This window comes from Gimesia sp. (assembly GCF_040219335.1).
GTDB lineage: Bacteria > Planctomycetota > Planctomycetia > Planctomycetales > Planctomycetaceae > Gimesia.
Genome location: NZ_JAVJSQ010000003.1, coordinates 71032 through 89443, shown reverse-complemented (window position 1 = coordinate 89443; position 18412 = coordinate 71032). Strand labels below are relative to the sequence as shown.

General features: G+C 54.6%; 14 protein-coding genes. 4 read left to right on the top strand and 10 right to left on the bottom strand.

What is annotated here, in order from left to right; translation table 11 throughout:
- The first annotated feature begins 515 nt into the window (after positions 1 to 515).
- Positions 516 to 1331: an HAD-IIA family hydrolase gene (locus tag RID21_RS00805; RefSeq protein WP_350186720.1), complete on the top strand. Its 816-nt coding sequence runs from the start codon at positions 516 to 518 to the stop codon at positions 1329 to 1331.
- Positions 1332 to 1551: 220 nt separating this feature from the next.
- Positions 1552 to 2343: a phosphoadenylyl-sulfate reductase gene (locus tag RID21_RS00800; protein ID WP_350186719.1), complete on the top strand. Its 792-nt coding sequence runs from the start codon at positions 1552 to 1554 to the stop codon at positions 2341 to 2343.
- A gap of 6 nt (positions 2344 to 2349) precedes the next feature.
- Here RID21_RS00800 and RID21_RS00795 read toward each other — a convergent pair whose 3' ends face one another.
- On the bottom strand, positions 2350 to 3309 hold the full coding sequence (locus tag RID21_RS00795; protein WP_350186718.1) for an endo alpha-1,4 polygalactosaminidase: 960 nt from the start codon (positions 3307 to 3309) through the stop codon (positions 2350 to 2352).
- A 112-nt stretch (positions 3310 to 3421) separates the two neighbouring features.
- On the opposite strand from RID21_RS00795, the gene RID21_RS00790 reads away from it, so the two are divergent.
- Positions 3422 to 4927, top strand: coding sequence for a sulfatase-like hydrolase/transferase (locus tag RID21_RS00790; RefSeq protein WP_502892599.1), 1506 nt, complete (start codon positions 3422 to 3424; stop codon positions 4925 to 4927).
- Between the two features lie 13 nt (positions 4928 to 4940).
- Here the strand turns inward: RID21_RS00790 and RID21_RS00785 are convergent, their stop codons facing one another.
- The 6 genes from RID21_RS00785 to RID21_RS00760 all read right to left on the bottom strand — a co-directional run bounded on the left by RID21_RS00785 (position 4941) and on the right by RID21_RS00760 (position 13099).
- Complete coding sequence (locus tag RID21_RS00785; protein WP_350186717.1) at positions 4941 to 7853, bottom strand: outer membrane protein assembly factor BamB family protein; 2913 nt, start codon at positions 7851 to 7853, stop codon at positions 4941 to 4943.
- An 89-nt stretch (positions 7854 to 7942) separates the two neighbouring features.
- Positions 7943 to 8617 (bottom strand): hypothetical protein, encoded by a 675-nt coding sequence (locus tag RID21_RS00780; RefSeq protein WP_350186716.1) that lies wholly within the window; start codon positions 8615 to 8617, stop codon positions 7943 to 7945.
- Between the two features lie 10 nt (positions 8618 to 8627).
- Positions 8628 to 9608 (bottom strand): tryptophan--tRNA ligase, encoded by a 981-nt coding sequence (trpS, locus tag RID21_RS00775; RefSeq protein ID WP_350186715.1) that lies wholly within the window; start codon positions 9606 to 9608, stop codon positions 8628 to 8630.
- Between the two features lie 73 nt (positions 9609 to 9681).
- Positions 9682 to 10614 carry a dihydroorotate dehydrogenase gene (locus RID21_RS00770; protein ID WP_350186714.1) on the bottom strand — a complete coding sequence of 311 codons (933 nt, stop codon included), beginning with the start codon at positions 10612 to 10614 and terminating at the stop codon, positions 9682 to 9684.
- Positions 10615 to 11588: 974 nt separating this feature from the next.
- Entirely contained in the window at positions 11589 to 12059 is a 471-nt protein-coding gene (locus RID21_RS00765; RefSeq protein ID WP_350186713.1) for an HU family DNA-binding protein, read from the bottom strand.
- 608 nt (positions 12060 to 12667) lie between these two features.
- Complete coding sequence (locus RID21_RS00760) at positions 12668 to 13099, bottom strand: YkgJ family cysteine cluster protein (RefSeq protein ID WP_145187987.1); 432 nt, start codon at positions 13097 to 13099, stop codon at positions 12668 to 12670.
- 77 nt (positions 13100 to 13176) lie between these two features.
- On the opposite strand from RID21_RS00760, the gene mobA reads away from it, so the two are divergent.
- Complete coding sequence (gene mobA / locus RID21_RS00755; protein WP_350186712.1) at positions 13177 to 13827, top strand: molybdenum cofactor guanylyltransferase; 651 nt, start codon at positions 13177 to 13179, stop codon at positions 13825 to 13827.
- Positions 13828 to 13848: 21 nt separating this feature from the next.
- On the opposite strand, the gene RID21_RS00750 is transcribed toward mobA, so the two are convergent.
- The 3 genes from RID21_RS00750 to RID21_RS00740 form a co-directional block, all read right to left on the bottom strand.
- Positions 13849 to 15609 carry an ArnT family glycosyltransferase gene (locus tag RID21_RS00750; RefSeq protein ID WP_350186710.1) on the bottom strand — a complete coding sequence of 587 codons (1761 nt, stop codon included), beginning with the start codon at positions 15607 to 15609 and terminating at the stop codon, positions 13849 to 13851.
- Between the two features lie 436 nt (positions 15610 to 16045).
- A complete protein-coding gene (locus RID21_RS00745; protein ID WP_350186709.1) occupies positions 16046 to 16486 on the bottom strand; it encodes a hypothetical protein in 441 nt (146 codons plus the stop codon).
- Between the two features lie 30 nt (positions 16487 to 16516).
- Positions 16517 to 18040 (bottom strand): 2-isopropylmalate synthase, encoded by a 1524-nt coding sequence (locus RID21_RS00740; protein WP_350186708.1) that lies wholly within the window; start codon positions 18038 to 18040, stop codon positions 16517 to 16519.
- Positions 18041 to 18412: the final 372 nt, after the last annotated feature.

The window sequence follows — 18412 nt, the reverse complement described above, 5'->3', positions numbered from 1 at the left end:
TTGATCGGGGTTTTTTGTTAATGGCAGCCACTCTTTCATCAGCGGACGACGCTTTGTGATCACACCCGTACTGTCTATTTCCTGTGCAGACCCGCTTAATTGCTAAGTGGCTCGTCCGCGGTCTGTGTGAGTTCCTAGTAAAGATTCAGCGGTTTTCTAATCAATCCTCTGAAAGGCGCAGCTGAAAAAGATGTTGTCTCACAAGGGGTTATGGCAATGGGTCTGCAGGTCGGGAATCGAGGGGCCCTCTCGAGCGGCACGGCAATTGCGAAGTCCATCAATCATGTTTGTTACGAAATGCGCTACTACTCTTCAGCAGATGCCACATAGATGAATTGTTCTGATGGTCAAATTGGAGTCGAAAAATAGAACTCAATTAGTTCTGTAAATTCACAGAGCTTTCCCCAAGACCCGATTCACACACTGACGTTTTTCAGTGAGCGCGCGCCCGGCATCTGAAGATTTCCCACGTGAGATTTGACTCACTCAAGTTCTAAATTCAAGGACCGAACACAATGTTACCAGGATATTTGATTGACATGGATGGTGTAGTTTACAGAGGGACCGAGCTGATCCCCGGTGCCACCGATTTTATCAATGAACTCAAGAAGCGCGATCTGCCGTTCATTTTCCTGACCAATAACAGCCAGCGGACCCGCCGCGACGTCGTTACCAAACTCGGCCGGATGGGAATTACCGTCGGCGAAGAGCATATCTTTACCTGTGCCATGGCCACCGCACGGTTCCTGGCGCAAAGTAAACCCCACGGAACCGCCTTCGTCATCGGCGAAGGTGGCCTGTTACATGCATTGCATCGCAACGGGTACTCGATCGTCGATCACGATCCCGACTATGTCGTCGTGGGCGAAGGTCGCATGGTCAACTTTGAAATGATTGAAGCCGCCGTCCGCATGATCGAAAACGGTGCCAAGCTGATCGCCACCAATATGGATCCCAACTGCCCGACCCAGAATGGCCTGCGTCCCGGTTGCGGGGCAATCGTCGCCATGCTGGAAGCAGCCACCAAGAAGAAGGCCTTCAGCGTGGGTAAGCCCAGCCCCGTCATGATGCGGAGTGCCCGTCAGGAACTGGGGATCTCCTCCGCTCAGACAACCATGATCGGTGACACAATGGAGACCGACATTCTGGGGGGCGTCGAAATGGGCTATCGTTCCGTGCTGGTCCTTTCTGGCGGAACAGCCCTCTCGGACCTGAGCCAGTATGCGTATCAGCCCGATCTGGTAGTCGACAGCATCGCCGATTTGAACAAAGAGGAATTCTTCCAACTGGAGAATCACCGGATTCCCGAGCGGGAACGCCTGCTGGCCTGATTTTCTGACTGTCTAACGCGGTTTTGCCGCCAAACAGGGAAAAATCGCCCTGTTTGGCGGGCAGCCGTCCAGGAGCGCATTGAGGTATTTCTGACTGTTCGCTACAATTCCTGAAATTGTCCGCTCACAGGCGGTTTTTCCCTTATTTCAGGACTTTATACTGGCATCGCTTATCTGCCTTTTCGCGTCAGTACGTGAAAAACGCAGCAGGAATACTTGAATGGCACGTCTGACTCAGGCTGATTTATCAGATCTCAACGAGTCGTTTGAAGAACGAACTCCCCTGGAGCTGATTCATTGGGCGCAGGAAATGTTTGGCACACGACTGGCAGCTTTATCATCGATGCAGCGTGCAGGTTGTGTAGTGGCCCACATGCTGAGCCAAATAAAGGCGGATATCCCGATTCTGTTCGTCGATACCGGCGTGCTGTTTCAGGAGACCCTGGATACCCGGGACCGCCTGATTGAAGAGTATAACCTGAACATCGTCACGCTGATGCCGGCCAAAACGATGCAGGAGCAGACCGAAGAACTGGGCGTTCTGTATCTGTCGGTCGAAGGTCAGGAAAAGTGCTGCGATCTGCGGAAGACGGAACCACTCATTCAGGTGGCCGATCAGTACGATGCCCTCATCGGCAGTCTCCGCCGGGCCGACGGCGGTCAACGCGCCAATGTACCTATCCTGGCGATTGACCCCGCCATGAACTGCCTGCGGGTGAATATCCTGGCCAGCCTGACCAAGGACGAGTTCCAGGCGTACCTCAAAGATAACCAGGTCATCACCAATCCGCTGCATCAGCAGGGCTACCCGACCATCGGCTGTAATCGCTGCACCACCCCCGTGATGGAAAGCGAACCGAATCGAGCCGGACGCTGGCGGCATCTCGGACCCTGGTCGCAGTACTGCGGCATCAATCCCACTGACGTCGCCGGTAAGCACGCCCCTTCGATCGAGCTGCCTCAGGATCTGGTCGACCGCATCCTGGGACGCGAAACCGACTTCATGATCTGAACCGGTTCACTTGCCCGGCGGTTGTTGTGTCAGCTCCAGGTGCAGTTTCGTCGTGGAACTGGCCCAGCCGGGAATGAATCCGTCTGCTTGACTCTTACGGAAAAAAGTGTCTTCGCTCACGCTGGTATCGCTGTATCCCAGCGTGAAGACCGTCGTGAATCCGTTCTTCTGAATGCGGATCATCTCCCGCTCTTTGCTTTCAATCCAGTCACCTGTATGCGCGAAGGCCGACTCCCAGAGCAGGCCGTCCGGATTGCCCGCATGCTGGTGCGCCAGGTCCAGAGTCAGCACGACGATCTGGCTCTTATCGCCCACAATCGCCGTTTTCCCAATCAGGTTCAAGCCCCGATTCTGCATGATAAACTTCTCAGGATCGAATCGCTTAATATCGCGAATCAGGCCGATCATCGCTGCCACGCTCTTGGCGCGACGCGGTATCGACCATTCCTTTCTGTTGAAGTACAGGTCGGCGGTGTCGACAGTGTCCAGAAACAGACCATCAATCTTCTGGGCATACATCCGCTTAATCCGCTCCATCAGAAAGCCCCTCCACTCGCCATAGCTCACATCGACATACCACGACTCAAACGTCTGGTTTTTGCCGAACACGATTTCGCTGAGAGGATACCCGTTGGGAGACCGTTTGAGATAGTTCTCAAAGTTTGCTTTTTCCAGTTGTCCCAATTCGCCAATACTCAGGTAAGCGATGACTTTCGCCTGCTTCTGGTGCGCGAAATTCACGAGGTCGGAAACCTGTTCCGGTTGCAGACCACGCATTTCAATCACGATCACCCGGCCCGGCTGAATCCGGTCCCGCATCTGTTTCAACAGGCGGGGCTCACTCCCGTAGTAGAGCTGGTAGCTGGTCGGAACAAAAGCAGGCTTGTCCGCACTTGCGACGCGGGCCGTTCCTGTCAGCAGGAGGGACAGTAGCAATAAAACAATCGAGTAGCAGCGCACGTTCATCGTCTTGATTCCTGTTTCAGGGGTTTGAGTTTTCCCGGGCGCATCTGTTATCCTGAACGGGTTACTCCCATGCTATGAACCTCGAACGTTAGATGTAAAGTGAAAACCACCTATGGCTCCTCATCCGCTCACAGCCCGTGTGCTGAAATTATCTGCTCTTGTCCTCCTGCTCTGTCTGATCGGAACGCCGCACATCACTTCGTTAGAGGCCGCAGACACACCGCCGAACATCATCATGATTGTCAGCGATGACCAGGGCTATCACGACTTGAAAAGTTTCGGCAGCCAGCAGGTCATCGCCCCCAACCTCGATCGCCTGGCAGAGGAAGGTGTCAAGCTGACCAATTTCTATGTGACCTGGCCGGCATGCACCCCCAGTCGAGGCAGTCTGCTCACCGGACGCTATCCGCAGCGCAACGGGATCTATGACATGATCCGCAACGAGGCCCCCGATTACGGCCACAAGTACAAACCGTCCGAGTATGACGTTACCTTCGAACGCATCGGCGGGATGGATGTCCGCGAACAGCTCTTGCCCGCCCTGCTGAAGCCGGCCGGTTATGTGAGTGGCATCTATGGAAAGTGGGATCTGGGCGTGCATCGTCGCTTCCTGCCGCTCGCCCGCGGCTTCGATGACTTTTACGGCTTCACCAACACCGGCATCGATTACTTCACGCACGAACGCTACGGCGTGCCTTCCATGTATCGCAATAACCAGCCCACCGAAGCAGACAAGGGCACTTATTGCACATATCTCTTCCAGCGGGAAGCAGTGCGGTTCGTGAAAGAGAATCACGATAAACCGTTCTTTCTTTACCTCCCTTTTAACGCGCCCCACAGTGCCTCAAACCTCGATCCTCGCATTCGTGGTGTTGCCCAGGCACCGAAAAAATATAAAGCCATGTATCCCGAGCTGAAGGATGACTTCGACACAAAGAAAAAAACCGGCCGTTACGAATTCCGGGAAACCGCCAAAGGCCCCGTCATTCACCAGAAACCCTCGGCTGACAAGCGTCGTCTGGAGTACGTCGCTTCCATCACCTGCATGGACGCCGCCATCGGCGAAGTGCTGGATCTGCTCGATGAATACAAAATCGCCGACAACACGATCGTGGTCTTCTTCTCCGACAACGGGGGCGGCGGTGGTGCCGATAACAGTCCCCTGAAAGGCAAGAAGGGAATGATGTTCGAAGGGGGTATTCGCGTCCCCTGCCTGATCCGTTATCCGAAAAAAATCAAGCCGGGAACGGTCAATGAAGGTCTGCTCACATCGTTAGAACTCGTCCCGACGTTCCTCAAAGAGGCAGGTATTCCCCAGCCACAAGAGGTCGTCATCGATGGATACGATATGCTGCCTACGCTGATGGGCCAGGCCGATTCACCTCGCTCAGAAATGTTCTGGCAACGTCGCGCCGACAAGGCGGCTCGCGTCGGAAACTGGAAGTGGGTTGAATCCGAAAAAGGGAACGGCCTGTTTGATCTTTCCACAGATGTCGGTGAAAAGCACGATCTCTCCCAGACGCATCCCGAGAAACTCAAACAGATGCAAGCCCGCTTTGCCAACTGGAAAAAAGAGATGGCCGAAGCCGACCCCCGGGGACCGTTCCGTGATTATTAACAGACGTTGAAAACTATTTCGTCAGCAGTTCCTGTTTCTGTTCGGGCAGGGTGACAATCTCATCCAGGGGGAGCCCCTGCCGCACCAGTTCCACACCGCAGATCAGGGCTGCTCCCGTCTGAGTCGTGAAGTCCAGTCGGGCAGACTCGGTCAGCGAAACATCTTTGAATTCCCGTACCAGGATTCGTTGTCGCGATCCGGTTTCCCCGGCGATGTCGAGGTTCTGGATCAGCGGCTGCCCATTGAGTTGAACCGAGAAGACCCGCTTTCCAGCAACCGCGAATTCCGGATCCCTGAAATAAAGTCGCAGCGTGTATTCGCCCGGCTCCAGATCATTTAAAGTGATCCGTTCCACACCCGTAATTCCGGAGGCACCCACCCAGGGCCAGCCCTGACCACCCTCGATCCAGAGGGAGTGCTCGTAGAAGGGTTTGACACTCCCAGGTTGCATCTCAAGCTTGAGTTCCGGCGAAGGTCCTCCCACGCTGGGCGTATCCAGCCAGAGTGTGCCCTTGTCGGTCATCCGGTCGCCGGGGGCACCGAAGTTGAGCCCGACCCTCTGAATGTCCTGCGCCTGACCTTTCCCCCAGACCATCCACTGCTCGTGCGTCTCAGGCAGGGAGATCAGCGACAGACCAACGGGAAGTGGATAGCTGCAGGTACAACCCTGGAAGTAATAGGGGACGTTAAGCAGACCATTCGCAGGCACAATGCTGTTCGTACAGCCCGAGCGGGGGCCGCTGATGTGAATCGTACCGCTCTCCACCCGCTTATCGTAAAAAGCGGCGGTCCCGGAACGCATCGTATAGACGTAGCTGTAATCAACGCCGCCGTCGCAACCGTAACTTTTGGGGAAAGCCCGCGGTTCGGTTTTGCCATTCAGTGGATTCGTCCGCTCGCCAATCACCGGGGGCGGGGGACTCCAGGCGTTCGTCTGATAAGGTGGCCGATACTGGTTCGGCTGCTTCTCTTCCTGGTTGAGTGTAGGCAGCTCAGTCGTCAGAACTTCTGCCTGTGTCGCATTCAGTTTGCGGCCCGTGTAGACATCGGAAAACTGGGGGTTGAGTAATTTGTAGGGGGGCCGGATTCCCGCCGGGTATCCCTGCCAGAATTTTGAATGCGAGATCATCACCCCATCCACGAACAGCGGCTGCGGTGCCCGTTTGAAATTGCCGACACTGTCGTCATACCAGAGCACGCCCACCGGCGCCTTAACCAGTTCGTCAGGGCTCGACCAGCCACCCGTGTAATTCGATGAGCCGGGAATGGCCCCCACTTTTTCAAAGACCGAGTATTCACCGACACGCGAAATTTTTACTTGAGAGAGCGACTTAAACTCCGCCGCCAGTCGACCGTGATCGCTCTCCGACGTCTTTACCAGCAATCGGCCGCCATAGGGTCTGAGTGACGGATAGAGCAGGCGAATCTGTTCTGCATACGATTTCATGCCGGCATAAACGGGTTCGGCTGTGATTATTGTCTGTGCAAAATAAGCCGGGTAGCTGAACCTATCAAGTGGTCCCGGGAGAAAAGCCAGCTGGGAACTGGTATATCCCCGCTCGTGAAATAACTGTCGCAGCTGTTTAAGCTGGCCTGGATCATTGATCAGACAAATGATCTGCAGGTCATGCCGGGTCAGTAACGTGTTGAGCAGTTCCGCATCGGGAACGCCTGCGAGGAAGACATAACCGCCGGCTTGCAGCGCGTCTCCAAACATTGCCGGTAACGGAGCCTGAGACGTTTGACCGACTGACTTCGCTTGCTTTGACAGCAGGGGAGACTCATAGGTGACCGGTGTCGTTTCTTCTGGCCCCAGACAGTAAATGCTCCCTTCTTCCGTCACCGCAAACAGGCGATCCGCGGCTGCTACCAGGCTGTGGATCACTCCTGGAACGCCGGGAATTCCGTTTTTGTATGTCAGCTTACGGTCCGCGGTCTGAATCTGCTGGCGGATTCCCCGTTTACCGTCCGGACCATAATTCTGTCCATTCTCGTGCCGGGCAGAATTCACATCCCGGTCAAACTGCAGTTCCGGCTGAGCAGCTGGAGTCTGCGGAAGTTTCGTCTCTCCCCGTCGGGCTGCTTTGCCCGCAGCCGCGAACCAGCCACCCGGGGTACGTCCCGGTTTGGGCAGTTCGAACTCGATGAGTTTGCCCGTCTGTTTATTGATCCGTGCCGGAAAAGCGGTGCCGCAGGGAACAATCAGTTCCTCCCCGGCGATGACCAGGTAACCCTGGGGGGTAATGCCACCGAAGGCTTCCGCTGCGTGGGGATGCTGTCCGTAAATGTAACCCAGCCGATCGTTGACCCATTTCACTGCCCCCGTTTCCGCATTCAGGGCATAGATGAAGACACCTTCAAACGGCCAGACACCGGCGGCGAAGTAGAGTGTATCCTCTTCGACCACCGGGCCACCGCGAACCGGCCAGACGGAGATCAGGCGGCGGTTACCCAGAATGAGTCGCTGGGAAGGAACCGCCCGGTATTTCCACCGCAGTGCACCGGTCTCAGCTGCCACCGCATAAACGCAGCCGTCATCCGAACCGAAAATCACCAGATCCTGCCAGGCGACCGGAGCCAGACGAACCGGGCCATCGGTGGTGAAACGCCAGAGTTCCTTACCGGTGGCTACATCAATGGCGGTGACGGAATCCGTTTGCGAGGAACCGTAAAACAGCCGCTGATCTTTCACGATCGGTTCATAGCCTGCGTCGAATTGCAGTCGCTCATTATTGAACGCGGGCTCAAGCGCCGGCAGCTTGTGGACCCATTGGATGAACAGTTTCTCAGGCAGCGATTGTTCGGTCTCAGCGGAACGCTGGGGATCGTGTCGCCACAGGGGCCAGTCCGCTGCGGAAGCGGAATTCATGACAAGACTCAAAACGAACAGGAAGAGGGCCAGAATACGCGAGCGTAATGGGAGCATGGGGTCGAACCTTTGTCAGGTTGGGGACAGCAGATCGCAGGAAGGCAGTCGTTTTCTTTCTATCAAAGTAGCACGACGCGGGATGAGGTTCAACTCTCTGTCGATTCCTGGTCTGTCTGAGCGGTCTCTATTGGTTCGGAGTCAGGTGTTGCAGGTTGGGTGACCTGACGGCTGGCCCAGACCGCAGCCACACAGCACAGCGTCAGTTCCACCAGCCAGAAGAGCAGGGGCCAGGGGGCATTCAGTCGCGCCACCGGGGAAATCCGATGTTCGAGATACGAGGAGATTTTGAGCAGATGCTCCTTCTTCTCCTGGCGTTCCTTCTTCGCCGCCTGGAACTGTTCCAAGACCTGGTCATACTCTTTACGGGCCTGCGGATCTTCGGGAGGTTCTCCCGTCGCGAACATCCGGTCGATGACCAGCGTCGTCTGATCCAGTTTGAACTGTCGGAGAGTCGCTGCCTGGTATCGCTGATGAGACAGATAGAGCACCAGGCCCTGTCCGGCGATGGTCAGAATCACGATCGTCAGCAAAATCCCGCGTGTCACGGTCAGTCCCGTTTTCACGGCGAGGGTCGAGAGCATCGCGCCCGCCACCAGTCCATAGACGACAGCGTAGACCAGAATCAGTTTGAGCCGTTCGGGCAGATGGACGGCCAGCAGCGAAAGTGCTGTCATCAAAATCAGGCCGATGATCAACCAGGAAAGGAAGCCCGATCTGGACCCCGGCGATTCAGATTGTACTTCTGAAGTTGGATCCGACATGCGACTCTTTTCATTTCGACAGGTGACTGGTTCCCAGGCCGCAGGCAGACTGTACCCGCTCCAGAACTTCTTTCCCTTTTTCCCGCGCTTTCCGGGCCCCTTCCGCGAGAATATCGTGGACGGTGTCCAGATCGGCGGCCAGCTGTTCGCGGCGTTCCCGGGCTTCCCCGAAGTATTCCAGAGCCGCATCGTGGACTGCCTGCTTGGCTTCACCATAACCCATGCCGCCGGCACGATAGCGGGCTGCCAGCTCTGCCTGCTGAGTTTCGTCAGCAAACAGCTGATACAGGGCAAACACGGCACAGTTGTCCGGATCTTTGGGATCTTCCAGGGCTGCGGAGTCCGTTTTGATTGACATGACTTTCTTGCGCTGTTTCTTGGGTGTTTCGAAGATCTCAATCACGTTGCCGTAACTCTTGGACATCTTCTCACCGTCCGTACCCGGTACTTTGGCCGAGGTGTCCAGCGTGCGGGAGTTCGGCAGTGTCAGGGTTTCGCCAAACAGCATGTTGAACCGCTGGGCCAGGTCGCGGGTGACTTCGATGTGCTGAATCTGATCCTGGCCCACCGGAACCAGGTCGCTGTCATACAGCAGAATATCCGCAGCCATCAGCACCGGGTAAGTAAACAGCCCGGCGTCCGCAGCGATTCCCTTGGCCTTTTTGTCTTTGTAGGCGTGACATTTTTCCAGCAGACTCATCTGGGTGATCGTCATCAGAATCCAGGTCAGGCTGGTCACTTCGGGAATGTCCGACTGGCGGAACAGAGTCGCCTGTTTGGGATCCAGTCCTAATGCCAGCAGGTCCAGGGCTGCATCAAGGGTGTTCTGTCTCAGTTGTTCGGCGTCGCGAATGGTCGTCAGGGCGTGCAGGTCGGCAATGAAGTAGAATGCCTGATCGTTGTCCTGCAGGTCAATGTACTGTTTGATGGCCCCGAAATAATTCCCCCAGTGGAAGCGGCCCGTGGGTTGAATTCCCGATAACACTCGCATGAGTTTATTCTCTTTGTCGCTTTAAAATTCGATTGTGGATGGTCAGGCTACGGTGTGTGAGACAGTGCCAAGACTATGGATACACCAGCGTGCCCACGAGTTCGCTGACCTGTGAGCAGTTTTCCGCGATCAGATTCTGTTCCAGTTCCGTAACCAGCTGAGTCGCGAGCCCTGGATTGTAGAAGTTGGCGGTTCCAATCTGGACGGCAGAGGCACCCGCGACGATGAACTCCATGACATCGTCGATATTAGAGATTCCACCCACGCCGATGATGGGAATCTCCACGGCCCGGGCCACCTGGCAGACGACGCGTAGGGCCACCGGTTTGATGGCAGGGCCACTCAGTCCGCCGAAGACGCCCCCCAGAATCGGTTTGCGGCGACGCCAGTCGATGGCGGTTCCCTGAACGGTGTTGATCAGTGAGACCGCATCCGCGCCTCCTGCTTTCGCCGCCTGAGCAATGTCGACCACGCTGGTGACGTTGGGCGTCAGCTTGGCAATCACGGGTAACTCACAGCTCTCGGTTACCTGTTTGAGCATCTGCTCGGTCAGCTCGGGCTGCGTACCGAAGTCGACGCCGCCACTGACATTGGGGCAGGAAATGTTCAGTTCCAGGGCCGTGATCTGATCCGGAAAGGCGTTCAGCCGTTCTGCCATCCGGGCCATTTCCTCGATCGAGCGGCCGGCGATGTTCACAATCAGCGCGGTTTCCAGCGATGCGAGGTAGTTGAGATGTTTCTCGAGGAAGAGATCAATGCCGTCGTTATCCAGCCCGATTGAGTTCAGCAGGCCGGCACTCGTTTCAACGGTGCGGGGGGGAGCATTTCCAATCCGCGGCTCCGTCGTGATAGTTTTGGGAATGATGCCTCCCAGTCGGGAGAAATCGAGGAAGGGTTGCATTTCACGTGCATACCCGAATGTACCAGAGGCGACCAGGATCGGGTTTTTGAGCTGGAGACGGTTCAGCGTAACTGATAACAGATCCGTTTGGGTCGGGGCGTTCATCGAGTCGTTATCCGGGACAGTCGGGGGCTGTCTCATCTATTGAAGTCTGGATTGAAATAGAGCGTGCCCCGTCAATCGCCGGGCATGAAAGTCGACTGGTATTACCAGGGCACTCAAGACGCAGATCAACGAGGATCTGCTGAGTCACATCTTAGCGTTACCGACGGGAGAGAACCAGTTAGAGCGAGGCGTAAATAGCGAACTGGTAAAAGCGAAACAGCTGCCGAAATGAGAATTACGGCAGCTGCAATGATCGTCTGAAGCGTCAACTGTTCAACGGATCCGTTTGCGCCCGGGCAAGCGGAATGACCCCGGGAGGATGCGTTAAATGACACCACCATGTGTTCGGTATGGCGTGGCCACGTCAGGCATATCCAGTCCCCAGATACGTTCCCAGATCTTTGGGATGTGCCGCATACTTTCAGACTGGAAGATTAATTGACGAGTACGGTCATCACGTGAAGATGAGTAGATAGGAACCACACATCCGACCTGAGTGAGCGATACTGCAATTAACATGCTGGCCAAAAGGAACTTACGCATTTTTTTCTCCATGATATGGTCGTGCCATATTTGCTGGTAGTGATCCCAGGCAGAGATCCCTTAATTCAATCCATTGAAATCAAGGCATCAAACCGATATCGAAGGGGTTAAAGTGCTGAAATGTGAAGGGAGGAGAGTGGAGAGATATGATTATAAATACCGCTTTTATTCTCCTCTAGATCGTTTTATCGACAACCGGATCAGGTGACTTTGGTAAAAAATGCGGATTATTCCAATTATTTTGGTAATCGGGCTGCTGAGGGCTGAAAGGGGCCTCTGGTACGTAGTAAGCGTTCACCGGGAGGTGAGAGAGGTGAGATCAGGTAGATAGAGGCATAAAAAAACCGGTCTGTTGATGTACCATCAAATCAGACCGGTTATGAGAAAACTCATACCAGTTCTTTCCACAATAAGGTCTTTAAGAAAAAGGCTTAAGGTGTATGCTGCGTACCCGACGGGTAGGAATTGTTATAGCTTCCTACTTGAGGGGACCCTGGTGTCGTACCGGGACTGGGTGGTGCCGACGGTGGTGGAGGAGTCTGCTGCGGAGGTGCTGCTGCCGCAGGTGGACTGCTCACCGGTGGTTGGGAGGCAGCGGCCGCTTTGAGCTTGGCTGCTTCTTCTTCCAGGTCGCGTACACGTTTTTCCATTTCCTTACCAGGCTTGAATGTGACGACGTACTTCTCCTCCACGTCGACGCGTTCGCCTGTTCTTGGATTTCTGGCTTTACGGGCCGCCCGCTTTTTGACTTCGAAAACGCCAAAATTGCGGAGCTCAATTCGTTTGTCGGTGACGAGTGTATCGACAATCGCATCGAACGTTTTTTGCACAATCTCTTTTGTCTTGAGTTGTGTCAGACCAATCTCTTCCGAAATCACTTTGACAATCTCTTTTTTCGTCACGACTGGGTTCTCCCAATTTTGAGAAGCCGTCGGACAGCTACGCCCTTCCGCTGGGCACTCGAGAGCCGTCTCAACTGTAATGGGTTACACGACTTAGTGTCACAATAGATTATTTCCCACAATTGAACAGTAAGTCAAGACCGATCTTTCAGTGCAGGGGTTTCGCGACTGGTTCTTGGACAGGGTGACACTGTTCAACTGTCAAAAGCCAAAACCGCATGAGCAGGGGTTTTCGACGGAAAATGAGATCTGTTAACCGACTTAAGTGTAATCTGATAAACAGGATAGGGGTAGTGATGGTTTCGGCTCAGAACCCCGGAACCAGGATTCGTAACTTCGTTATAGTCCCTATATCCAGACTGTAAGATTTTTTGACAAACTTCGAAGTTAAATGAAAAAAAGTGCCCTCTGTGAGCAGAACAAGTCGTTTTCGACGTTCCAAAGTCTTGCTCAACCGTTACTTATTGAACCGAAATAAAATCGAAATTCACCAGGCGATCGAGATTCTGACGGTATCGAAATGCATTTCAAGTCAGAGCGCTGTCATCATTAAAACAGTGCGCAGCACAAACGGAAAGTTCTCACCTGACTTACGACGCGCTGCTGTTTCACAAGTCGATTTGCTCAGAACGTTTTTGAATTTCTTCGAAGCTGACGAAGGCACCTTTACCTGCACCAGGGCAGTCGGGAGAGAGAGAGTCCCAACTTGCTTTGTCTTTCAGATTCGAATTCCAGAAAGGCCAGGTGCGACATTGCACCGGACGTGCTTCATAAATTGTGCAGCCACGTTTTTCGGGATCAAAGAAAGTGCAATCCCCGTTTGCATATTCCGTTAAGGTGCGTCGACCTGCGTAAAGCCGAGTATGCATTAACATAATTTCTCCCGTCGATTTTCCCGTTAAGTCTGCTATCGCTTTGATTTCTGCATCATCGACCCAGACCACTCCCGGCGCACCCGTGCAACAGTTTCCACATTGTGTACAGGTGAAATTCAGGCCATCGCGATACCATGGTTCCTGTTCAGAATTCTGATCACTCATGATTTCGGATCGCTTCTTGAGAGGAGAAGTTGTTAAACTGTGACTTTCATTTTTGTTTGTAAATTACTTGAGCTGAGATGTCAAACTCAAACGCGGAATTGAAGGTCGGCGGAATCGTACTCTGTGGTGGTGCCAGTTCGCGGATGAATTATCCTAAAGCCCTGCTGCCTCTGGGCCAGGAAGTGATGCTGCAGCGCGTGGTGAGAATCATCGGCTCCTGTCTCAGTCCGCTAGCGGTGATGGCCTCCCCCGATCAACGGCTTCCGACACTGCCTGCCGATGTCCCCGTTTATTTCGATCGAGAGCCGCTGGAAGGGCCTCTCGCGGCGATTGGGCAGGGACTTGAAGCATTGCACGGGAAATGCGAAGCCGTGTTTATATCGGGCTGTGATACGCCTCTGATAGAGACTGCAATGATCGAACGCCTCTGCTCCCGACTGGGAAACAACCAACTGGCGATGGTTCGCGAAGGAGACCGCCTGCACCCGCTGGCGGCCATCTATCGCGTCTCGCTGCTCGAGACGATTCAACAACTGTTGTCACAGGGAAAACGACGCCCGATTGACCTCGTTGAGCAGGTGGATTCAGTCTTTCTGGAAACGACGGAACTGCAGGAATTTGATCCGGGTTTGCGGAGCCTGCGAAATATCAATACGCGTGCTCAGTACCAGACACTGCTCAACGAACTGGAAATCACGGATTCAACAGTACTTCCGTTTTCTGACTGAGCATTCCGGCAGACAGTCGGTTTAATTGGAGGGCATGAGCCCCATGCGCGCCTGGTTGACTGCATTCTGCCAGCGGTAAACGTCTTCGGGTGTCAGCTCATATACGTTGATTGAGTATCCCAGCCGTTGTTTGGGTTCAAAAAAGCGAAAATAGCCGAGGGCATCGGTACCGAGATTGTGCCGGCTGCCATCCTCTTTACGCACCGAATAGGGGCGCCCCTGCAGCAGGCTGACACTGATCGCATACGTTCCTGGTTGCGGCTGCAGTTCCGGCGGGATCCGGTAGGCAGTTCCCAAAGTGGAAGGGGGAATCGTGCCGAAATACGCCAGTCCCAGATTGTCTGTCGGATGCTGTTCCAGATACGCTATGAGGCGATAGAAATCCTGTCCCCAGTCGATGTTGGAATCGATGAGGTGATAGCTGCCATTTTCGGGACCGCCGGAGAACTCGTTGAAGTATGCCAGGTGATCCGGTGCATAGCGGAGCGAGAAGGGGAGACTCACGCAGGCGACGATCACGGCCAGCGCCAGGGCCTTCCTTTTTTCCAGATCGAGCTGTTCCCCCAGGGGGGCGATCAACAGAAACAGAAAGGGAATCACCGGCAGGATGTACCGCAGACCGAGCTGATTATTCGACAGACTGGCAATGCCGACCAGCAGCACAACCGGGCTTAACAGCATGCCCAGAACCCGGGGAGACATGAGCTGCGTGCGCCGTTGTTGAAACCACTGCCAGGCTGACAGAAGGAACAGCAACTGGACACCGTGGGGAAGTTTATACAGCAGGGTAAAAATGTAATAGCTGCGAAAGCCGGTAAGCCGCCATTCCAGATCCAGAAACGTGGGGTGTGACTGCTGCATGATATGCCGCTGCAGGTCAAAACCGAGGAGGTAATCCTGCGGCAGCGGCAGGGGGAGGCTCTGCAACTGGGCAGGCAACTGGTTCAGAATTTTCAATTCCGAGCTCTGAAACTGATACGTGCTGGCGGACTGAAAGCTGCCCTGAAACAGGTAGCCGGCGTTCATGATCAGACCGCACATGAGCAGCAAGGCAACCCAGCGTCCGAGTATGACCTTCGCGGGAGTCTCCGTCTTGATTTCCGGGTTTTTGACTCGCAGCAGGAACCACTGCATGATCAACAGAGGCACGAGCAGAATGGCCGTATATTTCGTGATTTGGGCCAGCCCCAGTACGGCGCCGGTAATCAGCGCCCACTTCCACGATCCCGCTAACGCGAATTTCCAACCGCAATACAAGGTTGCCAGGAAGCAGCCCGCGATCGCCAGGTCCTGCGTTCCCAGAGCGGCATTCGCCAGAACGTTGGGGCTCATACTCCACAGAAAAACCGCCAGACAGGCCGCAGAGGGACCGAACAGTTCGCGGGCCCAGACTGCCAGTAGCAGTCCCGAAGCCACCGCCAGAATGAGAATCATCACGCGTCCGAGGACGTAATAGTGGTGATAATCTTCCGGATTCGCCTTGAGAAACGCGTCTCCGTAATCGGCAGGATCGGAGGAGTGCTCCGGATCGCCGGTTTGGGCCGACGTGAATAACAGGGGGAGAGTCGCCCAGTTGCGAATCAGGGGCGGGTTCAGCCGATCGTAGTCGGTCCGTCCCGTTTTCCAGGTGAGCAGGCCGACCGGCAGATGCCAGTATTCGTCGTGCGTGACACTCAGCTTTTGTGCTGAATACAGGCCGAGACAGAATTGAAACAGCAGCAGGATGCTGATGACCAGCCAGAAGCTTCTGGAGTTCTGGAGTTGCTGTTGCAGTGAAGTCATGACCGCTCAGGTTGAAACAGGAATTTCCTCGTCACTTACGATACGTTCGATGATAGCCGGAGCCAGGATCTTTCGGAAGGGAAGCGGCGCGAACGGGGATACTCACAAGGGAGCAGGCCATAAATGGTTAACCCTCCAGCCAATAAAGACGGGCGTCATCACACAGGCTGGAGGGTAACCATTATTTTCGTGTTCCCGGAAAAGTGGATGAGAGGACTCATGCTTCTCGACGGAAATGCTTAGCAGGCAGAAAGTGTATTGGCAATGTTCATGCCAATACGCGGGATTTCGTGGCGAATCTTGGAAAAGCGTTTTTCAGCGGGATTCAGGCTGTTTTTCGTAAGCGGTGACGGACAACGATTACTCTGCGGGAAACAGGCGTGTCGGTTAGTTCGACAGGCCTGTCTGTTGTGTGGGCGCTGGTCTCACGGAAGCGTCAGTGCTGTTTCTGCCAGTCGGCCAGATCGATTTCGAGATCCCGCATCAGAATCTGCTGTTCCGGGATCGGCTGATAGAAGTGCAGTTCGGCGACTTCATACTCGTTGAGGTCAAGATGCTCACGGGCGACGAGCAGCACCTGATCCGCCAGCTCGTCGATGCGGCCCTGGTTCTCATTGGGATTAAAGTCGACTGCGAGCGTCACCCGGAAGGTGAGCGGGTTGATCTCTTTTCCCTTGAGCCGTCCCCCTTCAACGCGGGGACGGGACTTCGGGAACTTCTGAGCCAGCGCCTGCTGAGTTTCGGCGAAGGGATAGGTGTTGATGGCCTGAAACACGTACAAAGATCCTGACATCACCAGCCCGAAGATCAACAGGCTGATCACAATCGTTCTGCCTTTGATGCGACGGGATGATGGTTCAGGATCGTGCATGGTCATTACTGACTCAGTTCGAATTCAGGTCGGTTTTCAGTTTTCCCCACGACCAACGGCTTTGTTGATCGCCTGCAGGTATGCTTTCGCACTGGACTCGATGATATCGGTGCTGACGCTGCGCCCGTTAAACATCTCGCCGTTAATGCGAACTTCGACACGTACCTCGCCCTGTGCGTCTTTACCGCTGGAAACACTGCCGACGTGATACTGTTCCAGTACCGCCGAGATGCCAGTAATGCGTTCCAATGCACGGAATACGGCATCGACAGGACCGTCGCCGGTAGCGGCATCACAGTGGATTTTACCGTCTTCGTCAGCGAGCTCAATCGTCGCCGTCGCGATGGTACCGGTGCCGGCGGAGGTATGGAAACGGGCGATGGACCATTTTTCCGGTGCATCGGAGACCTGGTTTTCGATCAGGGCGACAATGTCTGAGTCGTAGATCTCTTTCTTCTTATCGGCCAGAGTGATGAACTCGTTAAAGATCCGTTCGAACGTCGCGTCATCGAGGGTATGTCCCAGCGATTGAACACGATCCCGGAAAGCGTGCCGGCCGCTGTGTTTGCCGAGCACGAGGTTCGTTCCCACATAACCCACGTCTTCGGGAGACATGATTTCGTAGGTGGTCCGTTCCTGCAGCACGCCATGCTGGTGGATTCCCGCTTCGTGAGCGAAAGCGTTCTTGCCCACAATCGCTTTGTTCCGCTGGACAGCCATGCCGGTGACGGTGGAGACGAGATGGCTGATGGGGTAGAGGCGTTTTGTATTGATGTTCGTATTCACGCCATAGTAGTCGGCACGGGTTTTCAAGGCCATGACGACTTCTTCGAGAGCACAGTTACCGGCCCGTTCACCCAGGCCGTTGATCGTGCATTCGATCTGTCGCGCGCCGGCTTCGACTGCGGCCAGACTGTTGGCGACGGCGAGTCCCAGGTCGTTATGACAGTGGGTGCTGATAATCGCCTGATCGATGTTGGAGACATTCTTCTTCAACGTGGTGATCACATCATGGAAATGCGCGGGAGTCGCATAGCCGACCGTATCGGGAATGTTTACCGTCGATGCGCCCGCTTCGATGGCTCGCTCGACCACTTCACAGAGGAAGTCTTTCTCGGTCCGGGCGGCATCTTCCGGGGAGAATTCGATATCCGGACAGTAATCGCGGGCCCGTTTGACCATCTCCACCGCGGTTTCGATGATCTGTTCCTTGCTCATCTTGAGCTTGTGTTCGCGATGAATCGAACTGGTGGCTAAAAAGACGTGGATCCGGGAGTTTTTGGCTTCTTTCAACGCTTCCCAGGCCCGGTCAATGTCTTCCTTACGACAGCGGGCGAGGCCGCAGATGGTGGTCTGATCGCCGAACTGGGTGGCAATCTTACGGACCGCATCGAAATCGCCGGGCGAAGCGATGGGAAAACCGGCTTCAATGATATCGACACCCAGCGCGACCAGCTCTTTGGCCACTTTCAACTTTTCAGCGGTTGTCATACTGCAACCGGGGGACTGTTCACCGTCTCTCAAGGTGGTGTCAAAGATTTTTACTGTGTCATTGGACATTGGTTTGCTCCATGAATCGGTTGACGCCCCGCTGAGGGACGCTGTTGAGAGACCAGAATAGTACCAGTGGGGAAAATAAAAAACCCTGAGGCCGATCTGGTCTCAGGGTTTCACTGTATTTTGATTTACAATCGTACAAAGAACCTAAGACCTGGCTGGTAGCAGCAGGCTTCGTAGCAGGTTCAGGTTTAGGAGATTGTAATTTCGCATTGGTCGTTAATACTCGTAATTTCCGGTTCTCAGCAGCCTTAGAGGCTGTCTGTTGCAGATAATCTACCCGCGCGATCAGACAGGGTCAACCCGTTCCGGATTGATTTTGTCAAAATGAAAGACAGCCTGCCTGCCGGAAGGTTCATATTCAAACAGACAATT

Coding starts and splice junctions, on each gene's coding strand:
- RID21_RS00785 (WP_350186717.1), bottom strand. CDS start 7,853: ATGCTCCCATTACGCTCGCGTATTCTGGCCCTCTTCCTGTTCGTTTTG.
- mobA (WP_350186712.1), top strand. CDS start 13,177: ATGTCAAACTCAAACGCGGAATTGAAGGTCGGCGGAATCGTACTCTGT.
- RID21_RS00750 (WP_350186710.1), bottom strand. CDS start 15,609: ATGACTTCACTGCAACAGCAACTCCAGAACTCCAGAAGCTTCTGGCTG.
- RID21_RS00770 (WP_350186714.1), bottom strand. CDS start 10,614: ATGAACGCCCCGACCCAAACGGATCTGTTATCAGTTACGCTGAACCGT.
- RID21_RS00745 (WP_350186709.1), bottom strand. CDS start 16,486: ATGACCATGCACGATCCTGAACCATCATCCCGTCGCATCAAAGGCAGA.
- RID21_RS00790 (WP_502892599.1), top strand. CDS start 3,422: ATGGCTCCTCATCCGCTCACAGCCCGTGTGCTGAAATTATCTGCTCTT.
- RID21_RS00795 (WP_350186718.1), bottom strand. CDS start 3,309: ATGAACGTGCGCTGCTACTCGATTGTTTTATTGCTACTGTCCCTCCTG.
- RID21_RS00780 (WP_350186716.1), bottom strand. CDS start 8,617: ATGTCGGATCCAACTTCAGAAGTACAATCTGAATCGCCGGGGTCCAGA.
- RID21_RS00800 (WP_350186719.1), top strand. CDS start 1,552: ATGGCACGTCTGACTCAGGCTGATTTATCAGATCTCAACGAGTCGTTT.
- trpS (WP_350186715.1), bottom strand. CDS start 9,608: ATGCGAGTGTTATCGGGAATTCAACCCACGGGCCGCTTCCACTGGGGG.
- RID21_RS00740 (WP_350186708.1), bottom strand. CDS start 18,040: ATGTCCAATGACACAGTAAAAATCTTTGACACCACCTTGAGAGACGGT.
- RID21_RS00805 (WP_350186720.1), top strand. CDS start 516: ATGTTACCAGGATATTTGATTGACATGGATGGTGTAGTTTACAGAGGG.
- RID21_RS00760 (WP_145187987.1), bottom strand. CDS start 13,099: ATGAGTGATCAGAATTCTGAACAGGAACCATGGTATCGCGATGGCCTG.